General features: G+C 50.9%; 16 protein-coding genes. 8 read left to right on the forward strand and 8 right to left on the reverse strand.

The window, feature by feature from the left end; genetic code table 11:
* The first annotated feature begins 202 nt into the window (after positions 1–202).
* The 5 genes from EYC82_RS14540 (at position 203) to EYC82_RS14560 (ending at position 4,679) form a co-directional block, all read left to right on the forward strand.
* Positions 203–1,489, forward strand: a complete 1,287-nt coding sequence (locus EYC82_RS14540) for a serine hydrolase domain-containing protein (RefSeq protein ID WP_279250266.1) — start codon at positions 203–205, stop codon at positions 1,487–1,489.
* A gap of 232 nt (positions 1,490–1,721) precedes the next feature.
* The gene (locus EYC82_RS14545) at positions 1,722–2,780 is read left to right on the forward strand and encodes a sensor histidine kinase (protein ID WP_279250706.1); all 1,059 of its coding nucleotides are present in this window, start codon (positions 1,722–1,724) and stop codon (positions 2,778–2,780) included.
* Positions 2,781–2,789: 9 nt separating this feature from the next.
* Positions 2,790–3,164 carry a response regulator gene (locus EYC82_RS14550; protein ID WP_279250267.1) on the forward strand — a complete coding sequence of 125 codons (375 nt, stop codon included), beginning with the start codon at positions 2,790–2,792 and terminating at the stop codon, positions 3,162–3,164.
* Positions 3,165–3,867: 703 nt separating this feature from the next.
* Positions 3,868–4,272, forward strand: coding sequence for a hypothetical protein (locus EYC82_RS14555; RefSeq protein WP_279250268.1), 405 nt, complete (start codon positions 3,868–3,870; stop codon positions 4,270–4,272).
* Complete coding sequence (locus EYC82_RS14560; protein WP_279250269.1) at positions 4,269–4,679, forward strand: group I truncated hemoglobin; 411 nt, start codon at positions 4,269–4,271, stop codon at positions 4,677–4,679. Before EYC82_RS14555 ends, EYC82_RS14560 begins: the two co-directional genes overlap by 4 nt.
* A 217-nt stretch (positions 4,680–4,896) precedes the next feature.
* Here the strand turns inward: EYC82_RS14560 and EYC82_RS14565 are convergent, their stop codons facing one another.
* Complete coding sequence (locus EYC82_RS14565; RefSeq protein ID WP_279250270.1) at positions 4,897–5,757, reverse strand: NAD-dependent protein deacetylase; 861 nt, start codon at positions 5,755–5,757, stop codon at positions 4,897–4,899.
* Between the two features lie 866 nt (positions 5,758–6,623).
* On the opposite strand from EYC82_RS14565, the gene EYC82_RS14570 reads away from it, so the two are divergent.
* Together EYC82_RS14570 and EYC82_RS14575 are read left to right on the forward strand one after the other, a co-directional pair.
* Positions 6,624–8,213 carry a BCCT family transporter gene (locus EYC82_RS14570; protein WP_279250271.1) on the forward strand — a complete coding sequence of 530 codons (1,590 nt, stop codon included), beginning with the start codon at positions 6,624–6,626 and terminating at the stop codon, positions 8,211–8,213.
* Between the two features lie 531 nt (positions 8,214–8,744).
* Complete coding sequence (locus EYC82_RS14575; RefSeq protein ID WP_279250272.1) at positions 8,745–9,986, forward strand: cytochrome P450; 1,242 nt, start codon at positions 8,745–8,747, stop codon at positions 9,984–9,986.
* A gap of 315 nt (positions 9,987–10,301) precedes the next feature.
* Here the strand turns inward: EYC82_RS14575 and EYC82_RS14580 are convergent, their stop codons facing one another.
* The 6 genes from EYC82_RS14580 to EYC82_RS14605 all read right to left on the reverse strand — a co-directional run bounded on the left by EYC82_RS14580 (position 10,302) and on the right by EYC82_RS14605 (position 16,145).
* Positions 10,302–11,135, reverse strand: coding sequence for an SDR family NAD(P)-dependent oxidoreductase (locus EYC82_RS14580; protein ID WP_279250273.1), 834 nt, complete (start codon positions 11,133–11,135; stop codon positions 10,302–10,304).
* 91 nt (positions 11,136–11,226) lie between these two features.
* Positions 11,227–12,618 carry a hypothetical protein gene (locus EYC82_RS14585; RefSeq protein WP_279250274.1) on the reverse strand — a complete coding sequence of 464 codons (1,392 nt, stop codon included), beginning with the start codon at positions 12,616–12,618 and terminating at the stop codon, positions 11,227–11,229.
* Positions 12,611–13,690 carry a sulfotransferase family protein gene (locus EYC82_RS14590; RefSeq protein ID WP_279250275.1) on the reverse strand — a complete coding sequence of 360 codons (1,080 nt, stop codon included), beginning with the start codon at positions 13,688–13,690 and terminating at the stop codon, positions 12,611–12,613. The genes EYC82_RS14585 and EYC82_RS14590 overlap by 8 nt, the downstream gene beginning before the upstream one ends.
* A 609-nt stretch (positions 13,691–14,299) precedes the next feature.
* Positions 14,300–14,869: a DUF3833 domain-containing protein gene (locus EYC82_RS14595; protein WP_279250276.1), complete on the reverse strand. Its 570-nt coding sequence runs from the start codon at positions 14,867–14,869 to the stop codon at positions 14,300–14,302.
* A gap of 96 nt (positions 14,870–14,965) precedes the next feature.
* Positions 14,966–15,508 carry a hypothetical protein gene (locus tag EYC82_RS14600; RefSeq protein WP_279250277.1) on the reverse strand — a complete coding sequence of 181 codons (543 nt, stop codon included), beginning with the start codon at positions 15,506–15,508 and terminating at the stop codon, positions 14,966–14,968.
* A 229-nt stretch (positions 15,509–15,737) separates the two neighbouring features.
* Positions 15,738–16,145 (reverse strand): VOC family protein, encoded by a 408-nt coding sequence (locus EYC82_RS14605; RefSeq protein WP_279250278.1) that lies wholly within the window; start codon positions 16,143–16,145, stop codon positions 15,738–15,740.
* Between the two features lie 491 nt (positions 16,146–16,636).
* On the opposite strand from EYC82_RS14605, the gene EYC82_RS14610 reads away from it, so the two are divergent.
* Positions 16,637–17,743: an NADH:flavin oxidoreductase gene (locus EYC82_RS14610; RefSeq protein WP_279250279.1), complete on the forward strand. Its 1,107-nt coding sequence runs from the start codon at positions 16,637–16,639 to the stop codon at positions 17,741–17,743.
* 46 nt (positions 17,744–17,789) lie between these two features.
* Here the strand turns inward: EYC82_RS14610 and EYC82_RS14615 are convergent, their stop codons facing one another.
* Positions 17,790–20,249: a TonB-dependent receptor gene (locus tag EYC82_RS14615; protein ID WP_279250280.1), complete on the reverse strand. Its 2,460-nt coding sequence runs from the start codon at positions 20,247–20,249 to the stop codon at positions 17,790–17,792.
* Between the last annotated feature and the right edge of the window lie 31 nt (positions 20,250–20,280).

The following is a 20,280-nucleotide window of genomic DNA, read 5'->3' on the forward strand; positions in this document are numbered from 1 at the left end:
TGCAATGGGTCGAACGATGTCAGTGCAGCGAGTAATCAATTGGAGTTTAGTAATGTTTCATAGGCCACCTGCTCAATCGAGTGATAGCTGTGGCTCCAATAATGTCAGAACACTGCCGAGTTCTAATCATCACCGCATCGGAGGCGCGATACGGAGGTTAATCTGTTATGGTGTCGGCCGATATGAAATGAGAATAAAAACAATGCAAATACTTCGTGCGTGGATGCTGGTGTTCTTTATCACACTCGTGGGCTGCAGTGGTGAATCACAGGAGATTACCACCCCTCCAGTGAGAGAGGGCCTTGCGACACCAGCAGATCTCGCTTGGTGGAGTCGTGCCGCAATGAATGCCTACATGCGTTTTTCCAGTTGGCGCGGAGAGCGCTCTGGATATATTACGCTGTTCGCTCGTGACGGAGTCGTAATTCATGCTGATGCGGTGGGCTATAAGGATATTGAAAGCGGTGCGTTGATGACAATGGACACGCAGGTGCGAATCGCGTCTATGACCAAGCCGGTGACCGCGGTAGCAGCGATGATTCTTGTGGAGGAAGGCAAATTACATCTGGATGATCCGGTGGCGCTATATCTGCCGGAATTTTCTGATATTCAGGTTGCTACGAGCCACATTTCAGATGAGCAAGGAATGTTTTCGACGCGAGCGCCGCAGGTAGAGTTGAAAGTACGACACCTTCTCATGTTTTCATCGGGAGTCGGACCAGGCATGGTGACGTCGCCCCTGCAGACCTATTGGAACGAAAATAATCTCCACTCTCAACAAAGCGGAGGTTTGAGGGAAAGGGTGGCACATCTCGCATCACTACCCATGTTTGAAGATCCTGGCATCCAGTGGCGATATGGAGCTTCCGCGGATGTAATGGCCGCGGTGATTGAAGTGGTGACGGGCCAGCTTATTGGAGCGTTTATGAAGGAGCGAATATTTACGCCCCTGGGTATGGCCGATACCCGCTATGAACCCCCTGTCGATGAACGCGCTGGCATGGCTACCGTCTACACACAGGACGCGCGAGGCGATCTCGTCGAAGCCGAGACTCACTATGACCCCGCGTGGAGCCCGGGAGGCGGTGGACTCGTTTCCACGGTTTCTGATTACATGCAGTTTGCCCTGATGCTATGGAACGGCGGAGAGTACCGCGATACGCGTATACTGACGCAAGCAGCCGTGGACGACATGACGCGTCTTCATGTAGCCGATGGAGTCCTTGGCGGCGGCGGCCCCGGAGGGGCGCCCGGTATCGAAGGTATGGGATGGGGGCTTGGCATGGCCGTGGTCGCCGATTCAGAGGCCACTATGACGCCTGACAGGAATGGCGATTTCTGGTGGTCGGGTTATTACGGTACGACCTTTTTTGTCAGTCCAGAGACCGATTTTGTTGGGGTAATTATGACGCAGAATGAGCCGGGCGAGTATTCAGGGGTGAATTACCAGGCTTATGTGATTCAAGGGCTGGCAAATGCTGGGCTATAGGCAGCGGTGGGCACGTTTGACTACGCAGCTGTAAACGGATGTCTCGCTCAACATGAGAGAATACTGAAAGACGAAATCGAATGCTGTAAATCTATGACATCGAGAATAAAGAGTTCTAGGTAGATCGTGGCCTGCAAAACGGATTGATTAAGTGCAGTATAGGCAGCGAATTTTGGATGAGAAATGAAAATCGATGAAAAATAGTCATTTAGACCTGGTCTCACTCGATGAGATGTTCCAGTCAACGCCGTCTTGTCTAAAAGTGATTAGTTCGAGGGGGGAGCTTCTACACATGAATCCCCAAGGGCTCGCTCTGGCTGAAGCAGAAAATATGGAAAGCGTTTTCCGCGCCAATGTTTATGATCTGGTGGCTGCGGGACACCGAGATGAATTCATTCGTTTTAACCGGCGGGTCTGCTCAGGAGAGCGGGGCTCCCTAGTGTTTGAAATGATAGGCCTAAAGGGATCTCGGCGATGGATGGAAAGCTATGCAGGCCCCTATAAACTGCAAAGCGGTGAAATAGCTCACATTGCCATCACGAACGACATCACGGACAGAGTCGAAGTGGAAAAGGAAATCCTGGAACAAAGGCAAGCACTTGCAAATTCAGCTAGGCTTGCGGCGCTCGGCGAATTCGTAGGAGGTATTGCACACGAGATTAACAATCCTCTGGCAATCATCTCCGGAAAGATGGCCTTATTGGATATCTCTTTGGAGTCAGATGAGATAGATATAACAGCGTTCAAGAAAAATATTCGCGAGGTCATTCAGACGACAGATCGAATTTCAAAAATTATTCATAATTTAAAAACGTTTTCTCGCGATTCGAATAAGGATGATTTTCAAGATTGCAGTCTGGAGAAAATAATCGCGGAAATGCTGAGTCTCTGTGCGGAAAAGCTGCGCTTGAGCGATATAGATATTGAATGTCAGATTGATCCAGAGATTCGTGTTTTTTGTCAGAAGGTGCAGATTTCACAGGTAATGATGAATTTGATAAATAATGCTTGCGACGCAGTGATGGAAACAGACGTGCGTTGGATAAAAATTCTTGGCCGACGAATCGGCGGTTTGATCGAATTGAGTGTAAGTGACAGTGGTCGCGGCATTGCTGAGGATGTGGAAGAGAAGATATTTGACCCTTTTTTTACTACCAAAGAGTTGGGCAAAGGAACCGGGTTGGGTTTATCAATATCTTCCAGTATCTTGTCACATCACAATGGAAAATTGATTCATAGAAAGGACTCTATAAACACGCAGTTCGTATTACAGCTGCCGATAAGTGAATAGGGAACGTACATGAATGATCGCCCCAGAAAGACTGTACTGGTTGTCGATGACGAGCAGTACCTGACAGGCATATGGCAGGAGATCCTTAAAATGATCGATACGGACTGTGTGACAGCCGATTCAGGTGATAGTGCAATTTCAGTTTTGAAGGATCGTGACGTAGATTTGATCATTACTGACCTGAGGATGCGCGGCTCAGATGGTTTCGTTCTCTTGCGTTACCTAAAGAACGAAGCGCCGACCAAAATTCCTGCCGCAGTATGCTCCGGTTTTTACAATGTAAGCAGTGAAGAACTTATGTCTCATGATGTTGTGCGTGTAATTTCCAAGCCGTTTGACGTCCGCGAAGAGCTGGATTTTCTAAAAGCGTTTCTTTACGGATAAATTGAGCCCACTGCGATTGACTGAGAAGGGCCGCCAGTTTTCCTTTATCGCCAGAGACAGCCATAGATTACGTTTGAATTATCTCTTACGGTGCGGGTTCTCTTTTTTCTACACATGCTGATATCCCTCCGCGTTTTTTTAGCTGACCGTCACTGTTGTTGTAGTGAACCCCAAAAAATTAGTTGCCCTAAATGAAGCCCGCCGCGCTTTAATGCCGGAGCGATTTCCTCCACCACATATAGACTGTGTCGCTCGTCCCGGTGGACCGCCTTAAATCAATACGATCACTGATTCGTTGAGCTGCATTCCAGTCATATAAAAATAGCCAAGCCTTGCCAGCATTCTTCCCTTTACGGTGTATTACGTTGATAGCGGGATAGATGCATGGTGTGCAGCTGTGAATGACAGCACGAATTCGACCCGGCTTTAGGGTCGGAGGCAGCAGGGTAAAGGCCGCTACAACCGTATAATTGTGTGAAAAATCACAGTGCAACGCGTTGTCGTCCATGAATGTTAGCCGAAAAGTGCTTATCAGGCGGTGTTTTGCTCGTAGCTGAAACAATTCTGTATAAATTTGGAAGATAGAGCTAGGTAATTCTACCTAACGTAATTCTACCTAACGTATTTCTACGGATTGTTACACCGTTGCGATCCTTTAGGATTAGACCATCTGAAAGAAATAGCCGTGTATCGGCTCGATTCCATGAAACACGGTGTCGAAGGTGGCGAAACCATGACTTACAAAATGTCCGTAAAAACAAAATCAGCCCTGTTATTGTTACTGGTGTTTCTGCTGCCTAGTTCGATGGCAAATGCAGAAATAATCACGAGGCAAGACAAGGCGAAGCTCATGGGTCAATGCATGAAAGCACGCGAGAAGCTGCTGGCACCAGAGAGGGCAGAAGCCGTGCAATGGTGTATAGAGAAGCGATCGCGGGGTAAGGCATACTGTCAGCGGTACCACAGCGGCTATGGTGACCGACGCTACAGACCTAATGGCACCTGGGAGACGGCGCTATACATGGATCTGCCTATTTGCCAGAAAGCGGTCATGGTGGATAAATACTTCTTCAGGAACCCACGTACTCGTTCATTCGTCTCGAGATGATGTCGCAACAGGCCTCGGTGCGATTTATCGGGGAGAGCAAGGCGGGTCCTGCAACGACACTCTACGATCGCATTGGTGGAGATATCATGGTGGATAAAGCCGTGGATATTTTCTATAAGAAAGTTCTGACCGACGAGCGTATCAGTAGTTTTTTCGAAAATATTGATATTATGAGTCACGGCATAAACCAGAAAAAGTTTCTCACCATGATGTTCGGTGGCCCCAATACGTATTGCGGAAAAGATATGCACTCGGCACATGCACACATGCGGCTGAATGAGAGCCATTTTAACGCGATGCTAGATAATCTTATCGAAACGTTGAGAGACCTAGACATCTTTGAAGACGACATTAGCGAGATAGTGGCCGTAGCCAATTGCGTTAAGGATGATGTGCTAAATCGTTAGATAAAGATCAGTCTCAGGCGCACGGAGTCGACGCCTGCAAGACTGACTGTATGATCCTCGACCAAACGGTGAGACGTTGATGCCGGTGCCTGAGGTAACAAGTATATTTTTCCCTTCCAAGACAGTCTCCGAGACTGCTATCGCTCGAGCATGTAATCTAGTGGTAATGCTGCTATTTCCTGATATCCCTGTGGCCTACTTCAGCAATAAATTTCTTTTATTTATCGGCTGATTTATCAGTAGAGGCGGTAAGTGGCTGTATTACCGATTGCAGAACGGCAGCGGCATCGTCGGTGATGGACATTAATGCGAGTTCGTCGGCTCGGGTAGGCCCTGTATTTATGATGCCGATGGGGACTCCAAGCTTATTTGCATGGCGACAGAAGCGGAATCCGGAATATACGGTCAGTGAACTACCTACGACTAGTAACGCATTACTCGCAGCCACTGCATCAAGGCATTTGGCCACCTTGGATCGTGCGACCGAGCCGCCGAAGAAAACCACATCTGGCATCAGCGTACCTCCGCATTTTTGGCATTGAGGCGGGTGCACCGCTTTGATGATGTAATCAGGAATATCCCAATCGCCATCTGGACGAGGACTATCACTCGTGATTGCAGGCCATTCGTTGTCTGCGGCGAGTTGTTCCTGAACGTCTTGCCGGTGAAAAAATACAGCACAATCGAGACAGCGCACGCGGTCGACTCTGCCGTGTAAATCGATTGCCAGCTGGCTTCCAGCGCGGGCGTGTAAACCATCCACATTCTGCGTGATAAGCGACTCAATTTGCCCAGCCCGCTCCAGCGCCAGTAGCGCAAAGTGCGCAGCATTGGGCTGGGCATCCCTGATCAGCGGCCAACCATACCAAGAGCGAGCCCAGTAGCGCTGCCGTGTGCTCCCCTCCTTGATAAAGTCCTGATGCTGTATCGGTGTGCGGGATTGCCAGTTGCCTGTGTGATCCCTATAGGTAGGAATGCCTGAAGCAGCGCTTATCCCCGCACCTGTGAGTACTGTCAGTCTGGGATGATCGGCAAGAAATCGTGAGAGTGTTTGGCTGTTGGCATCAAGAGTTGTCATAGCGTTTCGTTGTCGGAAATAGTGTTAATTTTTTGCAATACTGTGGTAAAAAAATTGTTTTTCGAAGATGTCTACGCAGGCGGTGTATTTTTTCTGGGTGCCGGCCTGCATCTACCACGTCCGAATGCATTGTGTACTGATCTGTTGCTTCGGCAGTTTGGATTACGCTTTCGCACTATGTCAGGTTTAACGCTCACATGCTTCGATGGCGCGCTTCACGCGATCCTATCGTCTGTGGCGTTGCCAGCTTAACAGTGGTCTCCAGCGGAGCAAATACCCAGCGATTGAATTGTGAATTCATTCCGGTGTCGTGCGGCTATAGTACCGTGACCAGCGGGTGTAGGCGAGTCAACGAAGGGGTCTAACGTACGATGCCTTGCTGCAACCGACGCGGGATTGTGCGGGTCGCAGCAGCACGCTATTGGATAGCTCCGTGTGAAGTATTCGCAGGTTGCGGCCCGAATGGGGCGTATCGAGCCGTGACAGTTTCGGCGGGCTTGCTTAAATACCAGTTCGGACCGTTCGAGAAAAAACTGACTCGACAGGTCGATTCAGCCCGTGCGCCAGCGTAATTGATTCTTGTCATAGTTCGGGTTTACGCCCGGTCGCGCCTATGCTGACCGAGTACTTGTGCGTTCCGCAGGATGGATACTATCAGCACACGTTGCCGGCATGGTGTTAACCGCCGTCGCAGTAATAAGGTTGCACGACTGGCCTATGTGAATGTCTGCTATATATATTTTTTCGGCGTTGCTGTTTTTTTGTCCGCTGAAGCCCCTGTTTCAATCGAAAATTCGGATCAAAGCTTGCCAGCCTACGTATAATGCACGACAGCCCAATAAAATCGCTTATGCTCAGAGGCATTTATGGCTAGGAAATATGAATCGGATCATGCCATCGGGGATAACAATGTCCAGATATGGGGTATGGACATCCACAGCCCAGTATTTTTTGTTAGTGCCACGCTTATCATGGTTTTCGTGTTGGCAACCGTGCAGTTCCCCGGCGAAGCAAATAGCATGCTCACATCCGTGCGGTCATGGTTCGTGGCAACGTTCGACATTTTCATGATGATCTCAGTGAGCAGCATACTGATCTTCTGTCTGATGCTCATTGTGCTTCCGGTGGGAAAGATCAGAATCGGAGGCGATAACTCAAAGCCTGAGTTTAGTCGAATAAGCTGGTTCTCGATGCTATTTGCGGCAGGCATGGGCATTGGACTAATGTTCTGGGGTGTCGCTGAACCCATGACATATTACCTGGGTGAGGGCGGGACGCCATTGGGAGTGGTTCCGCAGACACCGGCAGCGGCAGACATGGCCATGGCGGCTACTCTTTATCACTGGGGTTTACACGCATGGTCTATTTATGCGGTTATCGCACTGGCGCTGGCTTTTTTTAGTTTTAACTGTCACCTGCCCCTGTCGTTGCGCTCGGCCTTCTATCCTTTACTGGGCGAACGCTGCTGGGACTGGCCCGGTCATGTGATCGATATCTTCGCAGTGTTGGCAACAATCTTTGGATTGGCGACATCTTTGGGGCTGGGTGCGTCCCAGGTCAACGCGGGCCTTACCATGTTGTTCGGTACGGAGGATGGCTTGAGCTCCAGAATCGCGATCGTTATTGTGGTTACCGTGGTGGCAATCGCATCGGTGGCGCGGGGACTTGATGGCGGTATTAAGGTGCTGAGTAACATCAATATGATGCTGGCGGCGTTACTATTAGCGTTTATTGCTTTTGTGATTGGTAACGTTGGGATACTTGATCCAGTTTTGCAAACAGCCGGTAATTATCTCGCCAACATCGTGCCATTGAGTAACTGGACAGGGCGCGAGGATGAGCAATGGCTTCGCGATTGGACTGTATTCTACTGGGCTTGGTGGGTTAGCTGGTCGCCTTTTGTAGGTTTGTTCATCGCGCGGGTATCGCGCGGGCGGACTGTCCGGGAATTTCTGATTGCAGTACTGCTTATACCCACTTTTGTCACTCTTCTCTGGATGAGCGTATTGGGTGTAAATGCGCTGTACCAGGTGCAGAATGAAATCGGCGGGCTTGCCAACGGCATGGCTAGTATAAGCCTCGCTACTTTTCAGATGCTCGAGGCATTACCTTACAGTGGCATAACGACGGTTGTTAGCTTACTACTTATTCTTGTTTTTTTTATCACCTCTTCTGATTCTGGGTCGCTCGTTATTGATGGCATCACAGCCGGCGGTAAAAGTGATGCACCAATAATCCAGCGTATATTCTGGGCCACAGTACAGGGACTGCTAGCCGCGACGTTACTCTATGGTGGTGGCGACCACGCTTTGGCGGCCTTGCAGGCGGGCACTGTGGCGGCTGGAATTCCGTTTACAGTAATTCTTTTGTTAGTATGTGTGAGTCTCTACAAGGGTCTTCATGCCCACATGTCAGAATTAAAAATCACTGATGGGCCGCGTACGTCATCGCGTTGAGGTGATAAAGGGACTAATTGAATGAGCTCGGAAAGGAACCATAGGCTTGCGCAGAATGACGCGGGTCACGAATCGGTATTCGACATGACTGACCAGCGAAGCGGGCTTGGCTTCATCAAAAATGCTGTAGCGCAGAGAAAATTCCTCAGGTGCCTTAGGGACGTATAGGGATAGTAACAGGCCATGCTGATATCTGCCTCGCAGCGGTGTGGTCGATATTCTCTGCAGAGAAATGAACGAATTTCTGACGCTTTCCGACAGCGCTCTTGATTTCCCCTGAAAGACGGTATTTTCGATGATGGGCACCCGTGAGAGATGCAGAAGTTACTGTATCCGGAGAAGGCGCGGATGCCGGCTGTACGTGAGGTTCTGCCAGGCCACTACGCTCAACGCATACAAAGAGTAGGTATGGTTAGTTTGTTTAGACCGATGGCAGAATATAAAACAGCTTCCTGCTCAAAGATAGTTTGCGTCATGGCAGCGGGCTTGTATGATATTGGGCCCTAATATTGAGATCTAAGGTAAACCGCGATGTCCGAATGTCCTTTTGCAAATATCATGGAGCCGACCTACCTGGGCGATGGGTTTACCGGCGACGATGTCGCAAAAATACGCGCGGCTGGGCCAGCAATACAAATAGATGATCCTGCAACAGGGGTTCCGTATTGGGCGATAACTCAGCACGCTGCGATTGATTTCGTTTCCAGAAACAATGATTTGTTTTCTTCGCGGCTGCGCACAGCTATTCCTATGGAATTCGACCAGGAGATGGTCGATAACATACAGTCGCGTATGTTTATCAATCTCGATCCGCCGGATAATATCGATTACCGCAAGCTAATTCGTGATCATTTCACGCCTGCAGCAGTAGCAACTTACGAGGATCGCGCCAGAGAGTATGCAGGAGCAGTCGTGGATCGGATCATAGATAAGGGTTCTTGCGAGTTTGTTACGGAAGTCGCAGCCGAACTACCTTTACTCCTCATTATGGATTTCTTTGATATCCCTGCAGAGGACCGTCACAAAATTTTTGAGTGGACTAATACGATGATGTTCGGGGACGATCCGGATGTATCCGGTGGTCGTGATGCGGCCGACGAGGCATCACTGAACCTCATTGTTTACGCCAATGAACTCGCCGCCAAGTACAGGGGTTCCGACGTCAAGAACGTGAGCAGTCAGCTGCTCAACGGTATTATCAACGGAGAGCCGGTTTCGGATGAAACGTTTGGCTGGATATTTCTGATGATTATTGTCGCCGGTAACGAGAGCACCCGTACTACAATTTCACACTCGATGCGGAATCTAATGGAGCGGCCCGAGCAGTATCGGTACCTCCAGGAAAATCCCGAAAAAATAGAGAGCGCAATATTTGAGATGTTGCGCTACAACCCCCCTTTTATTTGTATGCGTCGTACTGCAACGCAGGATGTCACAGTGCCCGAGCTCGACAATGCACCAATCAAAAAAGGCGACAAAATCATCATGTACTATCCCGGTGCTAACCGCGATCCCAAGGTTTTTGACGATCCTGAGAGCTTCGATGTACACCGTGCTGAGCGGCACGATCTATCGCGCGATATCCGTTCTTTTGGCATTGGTTATCACAACTGTTTCGGTATGAATCTTGCCAAAATGGAAATGCGCGTGATGCTCGAAGAGATACTGGCCCGAATCGACCATCCTCAGTTTGATGGCGATGTGAGATACATGAAGTCGAACTTTGTGCAGTCCATCAAAGCGATGCCCATTACCTTTAAAAAACGCGCCTGACGGCGCATTGACGGTGGCGCCGCGGTAGTGCGCGTCCTCGGGCTGCAGCGTACCCCCCGATCTCACGAGTACAGTGCAAGCCGGGTGGCGCCTGCAGAGCGTCGTAGTGCCTAAATGTCGTCAGCAGGGCTTTTAAGGAAACACGGTCTGTAACTATAACTCCTGAGCCTGCGAGAACAGACGGCTTGCGAGCGAAAACGGCAGGTCACGCAATAGTAAGTTGCGATATCAAGTTGGTCTTAAGTCCGCTTTCTTCGAATCACGCACATACTTTATCGAATACCCTGCCTGAATAGAGTTTTTCACGGATGCAGTTTAACCGGGAGAAAAAGCATCGCCTATGATTTTGCGGCCATCGAGGGAGTGTAATTTTTGACCCGTGGTGTGCAGCAGATCGCGGCTGTACACGATTTGTCCGACATGTCGTCCTGTGCACAGCTCGAGTGCCGCCTCTGCCATCATTTCTATGGGCTCGACCATGTCGGGCCTACGCGTGGCTATTCCCTCTACGGCTTTACCCACGTTGGTTAGCACGATGTTGTTGGGCGCCAGCGCGTTTACGTAAATTCCCCTTTCAATCAATTCGTCTGCTAATGCCTGGGTATAACGGTTCAGAGCAGCCTTGGTCGCACCATATGCGCCAATCATGTGTGCGGCGACTTTAGAGTCGGGGTAGGGGGGCCTGGGCTGCTCCGCTGAACTACTGCTTATGTTCAAACACCAGCCGGCCCCCTTTTTCTCCATGGCCGCTAGTGCCTGCTGTATGAGCTCCACGGGCACGTTTACGTTCAGGTCAAATATCTTATTGCGGGACTCGGATGAGATAAGACTGGGCAGATTGTATTCTGCCCTGGCCGCATTGTTCACTATAATATCGACGGTGCCGAATGTCTCGCTGGCTCGGGCAATTAGGTCAGCCCTGGCGTCACAATTGGAAAGGTCGCACACGAGTGCGGTCGCTTTGCCGCCGGCGGCATTGATGCCATCTACCGTGCCTTCCAGTGTGCCTTCCAGCTCGCCGTGTGGCCCCAGGCGAGAAGCGCAGGCCACGACGCCGGCGCCTTCTGCGGAAAACCTCTGCGCGATCGCCCGACCTATTCCGCGACTGGCCCCGGTGATCAGGGCAACTTTTCCTTCCAATCTTTTCATCCGTATCACCCTCAGAGACGACGTCGCACTATCTAATTTCACCGAGTTATTTACAATCATATTTTTTTGAACTGTGCCTTTGAGCATAGCCCTAAAATACACGAAAACGCTTTTGTACATGACGCTGGCGTATCTTGATAGTCTCTCGGCGCTGTGCTTCGGTCAGTATTGGTTGATCCGCTGGGAAATGCGACGCTGCCTGATCGAATCGAATTTTTTTGGCATTGATTTTTGGCCATTGTTCCTTGGCCGGTAATTCGCTGTAAGCCCAACGATGAGACAGGTAACCCTTGGGTAAGCCCGTGGTATCCAGCCAGTTTTGTACGCCAGGATCGCGATGGGCCACCACCCAGCGCTGCACCTGATCTTTTCCCATATACATTTGGTAGCCATTCAGACTGCTTTGGTGGTTGGCGTAGTCTGGTGATTCGCCCCAGAGATTTCCAAGGTGAAAGCTCGTGTAGACGGGCTCGCCGCTATACTGTGCCTCGATATAAAGTGCCTCATCCTCGGCCAGATCGAATAAACCACCGGCATAAATGTTGGTGCTCATGCCGCCCCCTGTGTCAGTTGAAGCGGCATTGGGGGTGTTATAGGCGTTGACCGGCATAAAATAGGGGCTGTTATTGATATTTTCATGCGTTCCGTTGCAGTTGAGAACCACATCGTAAAATTGCAGCCAGAATTGCATTTGGCCGTGAATGATACTGCCCATACGATGTAACTGGCCTACAACTCTTTCAGTTGTTAACGGCGCCGGGTATTGATCGACATCGCCCAGCGGGGTAATAGTAAGGGCTACGGGTTCTTCGAACTCCCAGTCGTGAAATAGCTGTCGACCGCTGATATAAGTGGCGTAGCGGGTTTCGCCGTCAGGCGAATCCTGTTTTGGCGGCTTCTCTGTACAGATGAAATGACCATTGTAATCCGAAGGCTTGTCAGGACCGAGCATAAGCTCAAACTCGCCATTGGGTCCGAGTTCGATAGCGGAGGAGTCCAGTGTGCCGAAACCTGTCCTAGTGCCCGGTATCAGCTCTGTGAGCTCTCCGGTATCACCGGCGATGCCACCGTCGCTGGTTTCAAAAATCATGTATTGTGGCGCGATCGCTGTGCCATACAGGCGTTCCTGCCCGCGCCAGTGACGGCTATCTTCAATGATTGCCGTGATTCGATAGTGCTTGCGTCCGTCAATTGGCGCATAAAAATAAATAGCGTCCGCATTGTCGATGGTCGCCTTATTAAAAATCGATAGCGCATTGCGAAAGGCCGGAAAATTCGGATCCTCGTGAAAGGCTCTTTCTATGCCGTGATGAAGGTAACCGGCGAGATAGCGATATCCCTCCGCGAGAACGCGATCCGTCGCGGCCGGGGCGAAGTGATCGGGGCTGTCAATAATATCCCGTGCCGCTTGCAGTTCGCCTATCATGTGGTCAAAGGCGTTACGGAGTTCGTTCTTTGCCGCGTTAACATCCTGTTCAGTCATTTACGTGGTCCCCTTGTTGCGTATTTGGTATCGGCCACTGGTACTGTTCATAAAATACCTTTAACCGTGCGTAGATATCGTCGCTACGCAAAAAGAATTCTCCAAGGCTGTACTCAAATTTTCCCTGGTGCTTTTTTTCTCGCTCGGCCTGCGCTAGTAGCCAGCTATCTAACCGTTCACTCATATCGAGATTCAGGGCTTCATATATCGAATGAACAGTCTCGCGCGGGGCAGTGGTAAGCTTTCGGTAGTCTACGACAATTTGCGGTGTCTGCTCGTGCCTAGATAGAACCTGGCGCGGGTTCTCGAAATGCTCGAAAGAAATTTCTGTCAACAGTTCAAGCGATAAGGCGTAATCATCGGGCTGCCAGCCTTTGCCTTTCCACGTGACCTGAACCAGTTTCAGGCAACTGGGCATACACTCAGCAGGATCGCGCATCATGACCACAATGCGTGCGTCCGGGAACGTCTCAATCAAAGCATCTAGCCAGCCGCTCATCACGGGGTTTTTGGAGAGGTGGGTTTTGCCTCCTCCGTTGAGGAGTAGCTGGCGCTTTACCAGTTCGCGGTAGTGGTGCATCCAGCGGCGCCGTTTGACCGGCATGCTGTCAAGGTGAAAGAAGTCCACCACGTCCATCATCGGTATATCCAGGGACCACTGTTGGGATACGAAAGCGGCAGCCATGGCGAAGCAGTCTTCCTCAGGATTCCATAGGCTCATGTAGTGCATGTGGCGGTAGGGTCCAAAGGTTTTTTCATCCCAGGCTTTGAGCTTGCGGTTCAGGCAACCACCTAAAAGGCGAGCGTCCAGCCATCCAGCACCGCGTACCACTTTTTTCTGCAATAATGATGGGAAAAACATCTCCCAGTAAAGAAAGTAGCTAAACGTTTCTCCGTCGGCACCCATCAGACGGTGGACAAGGGTTGTGCCACTGCGTGCGTGTCCGACAATAAAAACAGGGCGCTCTACTCGTTGCGTCCACAGCCTCGGAAAGAACAGGTAATCCAGCACGAAGCAGGCGCTATGCAACAACGTACGGAGGGGTATCCAAAGAATCAGACGTACCAGCATGCTGGTGCGCTTGTGCCACCCTCTCAGTCCCCAAACGTGGCGTACGACCCGCCACCAGTAGTCGATATCAAAGTACATTGTGATTAAGGTAGCTGCCCAGACGGCCAGCTGCAACCGGCGTTAAGGAGTTTTGGTGGACCCTGAGAGCGACAATACACCGGAGGGTCTGATGAAAATGAGTGCTCGGCGGCAAATTGTCCTGCCGTGACCGCTGAAACGCAGCCGCGGTCGAGTTCCCAGAGGTTGGTGCAGACTTGCCTGCCGACTTTGCATCAGGATGGGACGGACGACAAGAATTGCGCGACTTGGGGAGGGCGAATGGTTTTCGCGCTGCATTATTGCTCAACGGTTACAACGTGCACATGTGCAGACGTCGATCGTTAGGACATTGCGTTCATCGGCAGCTGTGGGGGCAGGAGCGCCTGCACCACTGTAATCAATACAGCGGAGGGATGAGGTACTCCGGCTCTGTCATTTGCAACGGTATCACGAGTGTCGTTGAATATTTTTGGCAAACCAAGATTGAAGAGCCTGCATAAAACCTCTCAGGAAAAAAGCCGGTAGAAAAAACATTGAGGCCGGGTTATGTACGTTGTCGCCTGCTGCTACCTAGCTTGGTGCTGCACCTGCGGTGGGTGGTTGAGCGTCGGGCTGCAAAATGACGAGCAAAATGCTGCCAACTCGTACACCGAATTTCCGCATTTCCGATTCGTTCAGTAACACTCCCGGGGCGACGAGGTACATACGATCGTCGACGTGAACGTCTATGCTGTCTTCGTCCAGAGGAATTCGGAGTGTGTAGTCAAGGAAGACGCTATTGCCCGCTACCTCGAGTACACCCGCCCCCACAACGTCGCCAGCGGTGCCGGTGTAACGGTTGTCTCCTGCCGGCGTTAGTATCCACTTGCGCTGGTCCAGCTGACCATCGTTAAACTCAAAATGCTCGTCCAGTATGCCCTCGCCATTCTCCCAGCTAGCGGCGATAGTGGCGTTGAATGTGCGAATAACACGGCCACTGCGATTCTTAACCACGCCGTGCGCGGTCAGCTCTCCCTGAAAAAATGTCTCCAGATCAAGCACTGGTGTTGCGTTTTGGTAGTCGGTGACAGACACAGAGCCACAGCCGACAACGCAAGACATGAGTAGCAGGGGAAAAATCAATTGAACGAGAGTACGCATGTGAGTATCCGGGAAATGCTAATGATAACCAGTACGCACTGCAGTGCCAGTTGGATTGGCCTGCGGGCCCGGGCGCAATACTCGCTTAATTGGGCCTCAGGCGGTGAGGTAGAGTATGACTGCGGTGTAAGCTGCGAAAGAGATCGATATGACCCGAAATAGTTTGGGAAAAAGGATGACAAGGCTCATCAGCAGTATGCCCAGAGCCGGTAATACCAGCGATGTCACAAGATCATTATCGAACAGCCTGATATTTACATACGGCCCGACACCGAAATACAGCAGCATCGACAGTGCCGACAGGCGGCCCAACCCCTCACTGTGCGTTAAAAAGTCTGGCTCGTCGTCGCCATCGGGGAGCGGCAGAGCCATCTCCGCTGCCCCATAAACAAAAATAGAGCCAGCGGTGAGCAACACAAAACTGCTGAAAGTCCATGTCTCCAGATTCCGTAACTCCCAGCCCACCCACCAAAATTGCAAACTATAGGCCATTACGCAGATAGCCCAGAGTACCGTGGCCCAATGGAATACAACTCTTCGGCGAGCACGAATCAGTAGCCCCATCGTATGCAATAAGCGGGTGATCGCCAGGCCCAGAATAATAGAAATGGCGACAAAGACATACTCGTGTTGGGTCATGTAAAAGCTACTGTGATGGCATGAGAGCCTAGTTTAGCGCAAATCGCGCGCTAGATGCCCGGGGTATCCCCGGCGCCCGATATGTCAGGACATCGACGTGGCGAAGAGGGCGTGTGGACCAAAACGCAAAAATAGTAGGCCGCTAGGCCGGTGTAGCGCTGATTACTGGGAGAAGGGGTATTTAGTGACAACAGAGCGTTCCCGGTAACGCCTTTGTTCTTGCGCCCAGCTACTGATTGGGTGGTGTCTCGGCATGATGTTCCAGAAGTTCAACCTGATAGCCATCTGGGTCTTTGACGAAAGCAGCGGTCACCGGCCACCCCTCGAGGCGCTTGGGCTCTACCATGGACTCCGCCCCCGCCTCTATGCAGCGCTTGTAAAGGCCCGCGCAATCGTCTGTGCTGATATAAAACTTCCACAGGGCATTGCCATGATCTATTGATCCGGTCTGATCATGATGGCAGGCGATCTGCAGGCGGTTACCGCTGTCGCCCTCAAAAATCACTTCGGTGACGTTCATTCCGCCGGGCTGCTCGATACGATGAGTAATTTTGAAACCAAGCACCGTCTCGTAAAAGTAAATGGAGCGATCGAGGTCGCTGACGTTAATACAGAACTGGTCGAAACTGGATTTCATAGCGCTGCTCACTCCATATAGAAAATGCTGGTAAGGGGTATGGCTAGAGGGAATGTACCACGCCCATCGTGCCGCTGCTATGCAGCTATCTCGAGGCTGGCAGGCGCATTACAAATTTCTCTTCAAATCAATGAACAACAGTGAACTAAACGTCAAATAGGTAATCTTCAGCGGAAGGAATAGTGCGGTTTTGTTGAATTCAAAGCACGGTGTTTGAGTAAAGTCACTCAGGCACGTCTCGTCAGGCCGGTTTTTACAGGTGCACTGGACTCCGCGTTAATGTGCCGCGGAGCAGGACCGTGCATGGACACGTATTTTGGAGAATAGCGGAAGGAAATGACGTACGCCGGGTATGCAATATAGTAATACGGTAAAAATAGTTTACACTCTCGAACACGGTAAAACTGTTACGTCTTGCGCCGGTGTCTGTGGAACGATTACAGTCGCTCTGCGACGCGTTACCACACTTGAAAAACGATCAAGGATTTATGATGAGCAACCCGCTAGACAGTCTTTTCAGCGGCTATACGCTGAACAAGCTTACACTCGAAAATCGCATTGTTATGGCTCCTATGACTCGTGAGTTCTCCCCGCAGGGAATACCGGATGATGACGTCGCAGCTTATTACAAGCGCCGAGCAGCGGGCGGTACCGGTTTGATCGTTACTGAGGGAACTACGGTTAATGATGCGGTTGCCTCTATGGGGGAAAATATTCCGACCTTTCATGGGGAAGAAGCGCTGGCTGGCTGGAAAAAAGTCGTGGAGGAGGTACACGGCGAGGGCGGCAAGATTTTTCCACAGCTCTGGCATGTTGGAAGTGCTCGTAATCCGGCAAAAATGAATAATCCCGACACGCCCAGCGCTAGTCCGTCGGGGTTGCAGACACCCGGAAAGCAAGTTTCCGATCCAATGACAGGCGAACATATCGAACGAGTTATAGCCAGCTTTGCCGACGCGGCAGCGGATGCACAGCGCCTTGGTTTTGATGGTGTCGAAATTCATGGCGCGCATGGCTATCTGATCGACCAGTTTTTCTGGGAAGGCCTGAACCAGCGCAGCGATGCATTCGGCGGGAGCATGGATAATCGTGGTCGCTTTGCTGCTGAAATTATCAGGGCGGCCAGGGCGGCCACAAGCTCAGACTTTCCTATTATCTTGCGTTACTCCCAGTGGAAGCAGCAAGACTTCGAGGCAAAGTTGGCGGCTACACCTCAAGAGTTAGAACTATTTCTGCAGCCGCTCGTTGATGCGGGCGTTGATGGCTTTCACTGTTCAACTCGGCGTTATTGGGAGTCGGAATTCGACGGCAGTGATTTGAATCTTGCTGGCTGGACCAAAAAGCTGACCGGGAAAACCTCTATTACTGTTGGTTCCGTAGGGCTCAGTGCAGATTTTATCGGTGCGATCGCGATGAATGAATCGAGTGAGACTCGAGCGATTGATGATCTGCTATCCCGGCTTGAGAGGGGCGATTTTGACCTGGTCGCTGTTGGTCGCGCTCTACTGCAAGACCCTGAATGGCCCAATAAAGTTCGCGAGGGCCGAACAGAATCTATTAATAGCTTTAACAGTGACTCGTTGGCGACACTGTCATAGCGATCGCATAAAAACCCTGCGGGCCCACATTTTCACTTGTCGGCCTCTAAAAGTTATAAGTAAGCTTTAGCCCATAGGTCCGTGGATCGCTCAGCGTCGACGCAGCAAGCCCGGATACAGGGCTTGGCCGTGGACGGAATATCTCGTCTCGGTCATCAGAAATATTCTGCACAAAGGCAGTAACCTCCCAAGTAAGTTCCGCATCAGAAATATTCATTCGCAGATCCCAGCGATCATAGCTATCCAGCGTGTCGTAGAGGCTGTTGTTAAACGGCGTGAGTTGCTGATTGCTGGTGTACTGATACCCCAGAGTCGCACTCCAGTCCAAGGTCAATAGATTCCACTGGTATGTCAGGTAGGCGGAGGCTTTGTGCTCTGGCGAGAGAGGAAATTCATTGCCACTGAGATCCAGCGCAGTTGTGCAAAGGGGATCGGATATATTGCCCACACGTTCGGGACCAAGATTGCACGCCGTGCTGTCGATTGAGCTGTAGTCGTCGTATTCAGAATTGTTGTAGGAGTACGTTGCGCCGAGAAAAAGACTGTCTGTGATCAAGGCACTGACCTCATTCTCAATACCCCAGGCTGTTGCGTCAGCGGCGTTCTCGTAGGTCGCTACGCTCACGCCGTTGGTGAGTTGGACGTTCAGTACCTGCAGGTTATCGTAGTCGTAGTAGTAAACGGCCGACGTAATATTTAAGCGCTGATTAAACAGCGTAGCCTTGTACCCCACTTCGTAAGAGATCAGTTCTTCCGGATTCACTGTATCTAGCGCTGCGCTCTGATTTGGAGCGAGCAGGTTGTATCCTCCAGACCGGTAGCCCGAGGAGACTACGGCATAGAGAAAATGATCGTCTGAGAGAATATGGTCTACACCCAGACGCCAAGTTGGCTTGTCCCAGCTTTCTTTATCGTTTCGGTCGACCGTGGTTGGATCGGTGGTCGGAGTTTTGGCGTTGTCGGGTATGACCCACTGGACATAGGTACTGTCTCGCGCCTTTTTCTCATCATAGGAGTAACGCACGCCCAAAGTCAGCATCGTTCTGGCAGTCCAGTCCCAGTTTACTTGACCATAGGCAGCGTAAGACGTGGTTTCCAGTTTGCCGTCTCCGCTGTAGAGAATACCGTCAGGGTCGGTCGGCAAGCCTGTGAGGTTGCCGAGAAAAGTGTAATTTGCTACCAGCTCACTGTTGTTCTCAATGTAGGATAGCCGCTGTGTTTCTTTGTTGTCGAAGTAATACAAGCCGGTAATATAATTCAGGGGTCCTTCCAGTGCAGTGATGAGCTGTAATTCATGTGACCAAGTATCCGCCGCCTGTTTGTAAGGCTCGGACACAATTGATGGAGTGAGTGCAAAGCCAGTAAATTGATCTACTGTTGCGCCGCCGAATGACGACAGCGGCATCTGGCTGTAATCGAGTCCGGAGTCTCGAGCATTTGTCACATCACCATCGTTTATTCGCTTGTACCTGAACTCTGAGTAGCCCGCGGTGTATTTCAGCGAATAGTTATCCATGTCAGACTCGCTAATAAAGACATAGGAATCCCGATCGTTATCAGTTGAGGGTACAGTGTCTACCGCCACTCTTTCGGCATTGTCCTGCAAGGCAGGGTTCTCGATAGTCATCCCCTGATTGGGGTTTACAAAGCTATTTCCCGGATAGGTGCTAACAAAGTTAAGCTGTTCTCCCGGAGGACTGGTGTTGAAGACCTCTTGCACTAAACCCGTATTATAGGGGGTAAGGATGTAGCCAGCGTCTTGATGGAAGTTAGAGTCAGCACTGCTGGCCTTGAAACTGTTACGCCAGCGGTCGGTGGTCTGGTGAGCCAGTGTAATCGTGCCGTAGAAATTATCCCGATCATCGTAATCCTTGCCTGAATAGATATCTCTTTGAAAACCGTCTCGTTTGATTTGAGATAAGGCAAACAACGCGGACAGCTTTTCGGTGATTGGTCCGCTGGTCAGGCCCTGCGCAACCCAGTAGCCATGATTGCCCAGTTCTCCAACTACCTTACCTCCCCAGTCCTCCGTGTCGGGTTGAATGCTGTAGAGGTTTAATGCGCCGCCAATCGAATTGCGCCCATACAAGGTGCCCTGTGGGCCACGCACAACCTCGATGCGTTCGATATCCAGAAAATTAGAAAAGTTGAACAGGTCTGTCTCTGTGGTGTACACGCCGTCCCAGTAGATACCAACGCCCGGGTCAGAGCCGAGTGCAAGGTTGGGGCGCCCGACGCCCCGTATAGCAATTCTGCTAGGAGCGATATTTAGCGAGGGTGTATAGCCAGCGAGGTCATACTGATTATCAATACCCAGTTCGTTCAGCATTGAAGCGTCAAATGAGCTGACGGCGGCGGCAGTATCCATCAAATTGGATTCTCGCTTGTTAGCGGTTACCACAACCTCTTCCAATACCGCTTCCGCGCTCGCCGCAGCGCTAGCAGCGAGTAGAGCGCCGATCGCCAAGATTATCTGTTTGTTTAAGCTGCGGTCGAGTCGATGCATGTCTGATTCCCTGTATTGTGGGTCGGGTCTG

It is taken from the genome of Candidatus Marimicrobium litorale (assembly GCF_026262645.1).
GTDB classification, from domain to species: Bacteria; Pseudomonadota; Gammaproteobacteria; order Pseudomonadales; family Halieaceae; genus Marimicrobium; species Marimicrobium litorale.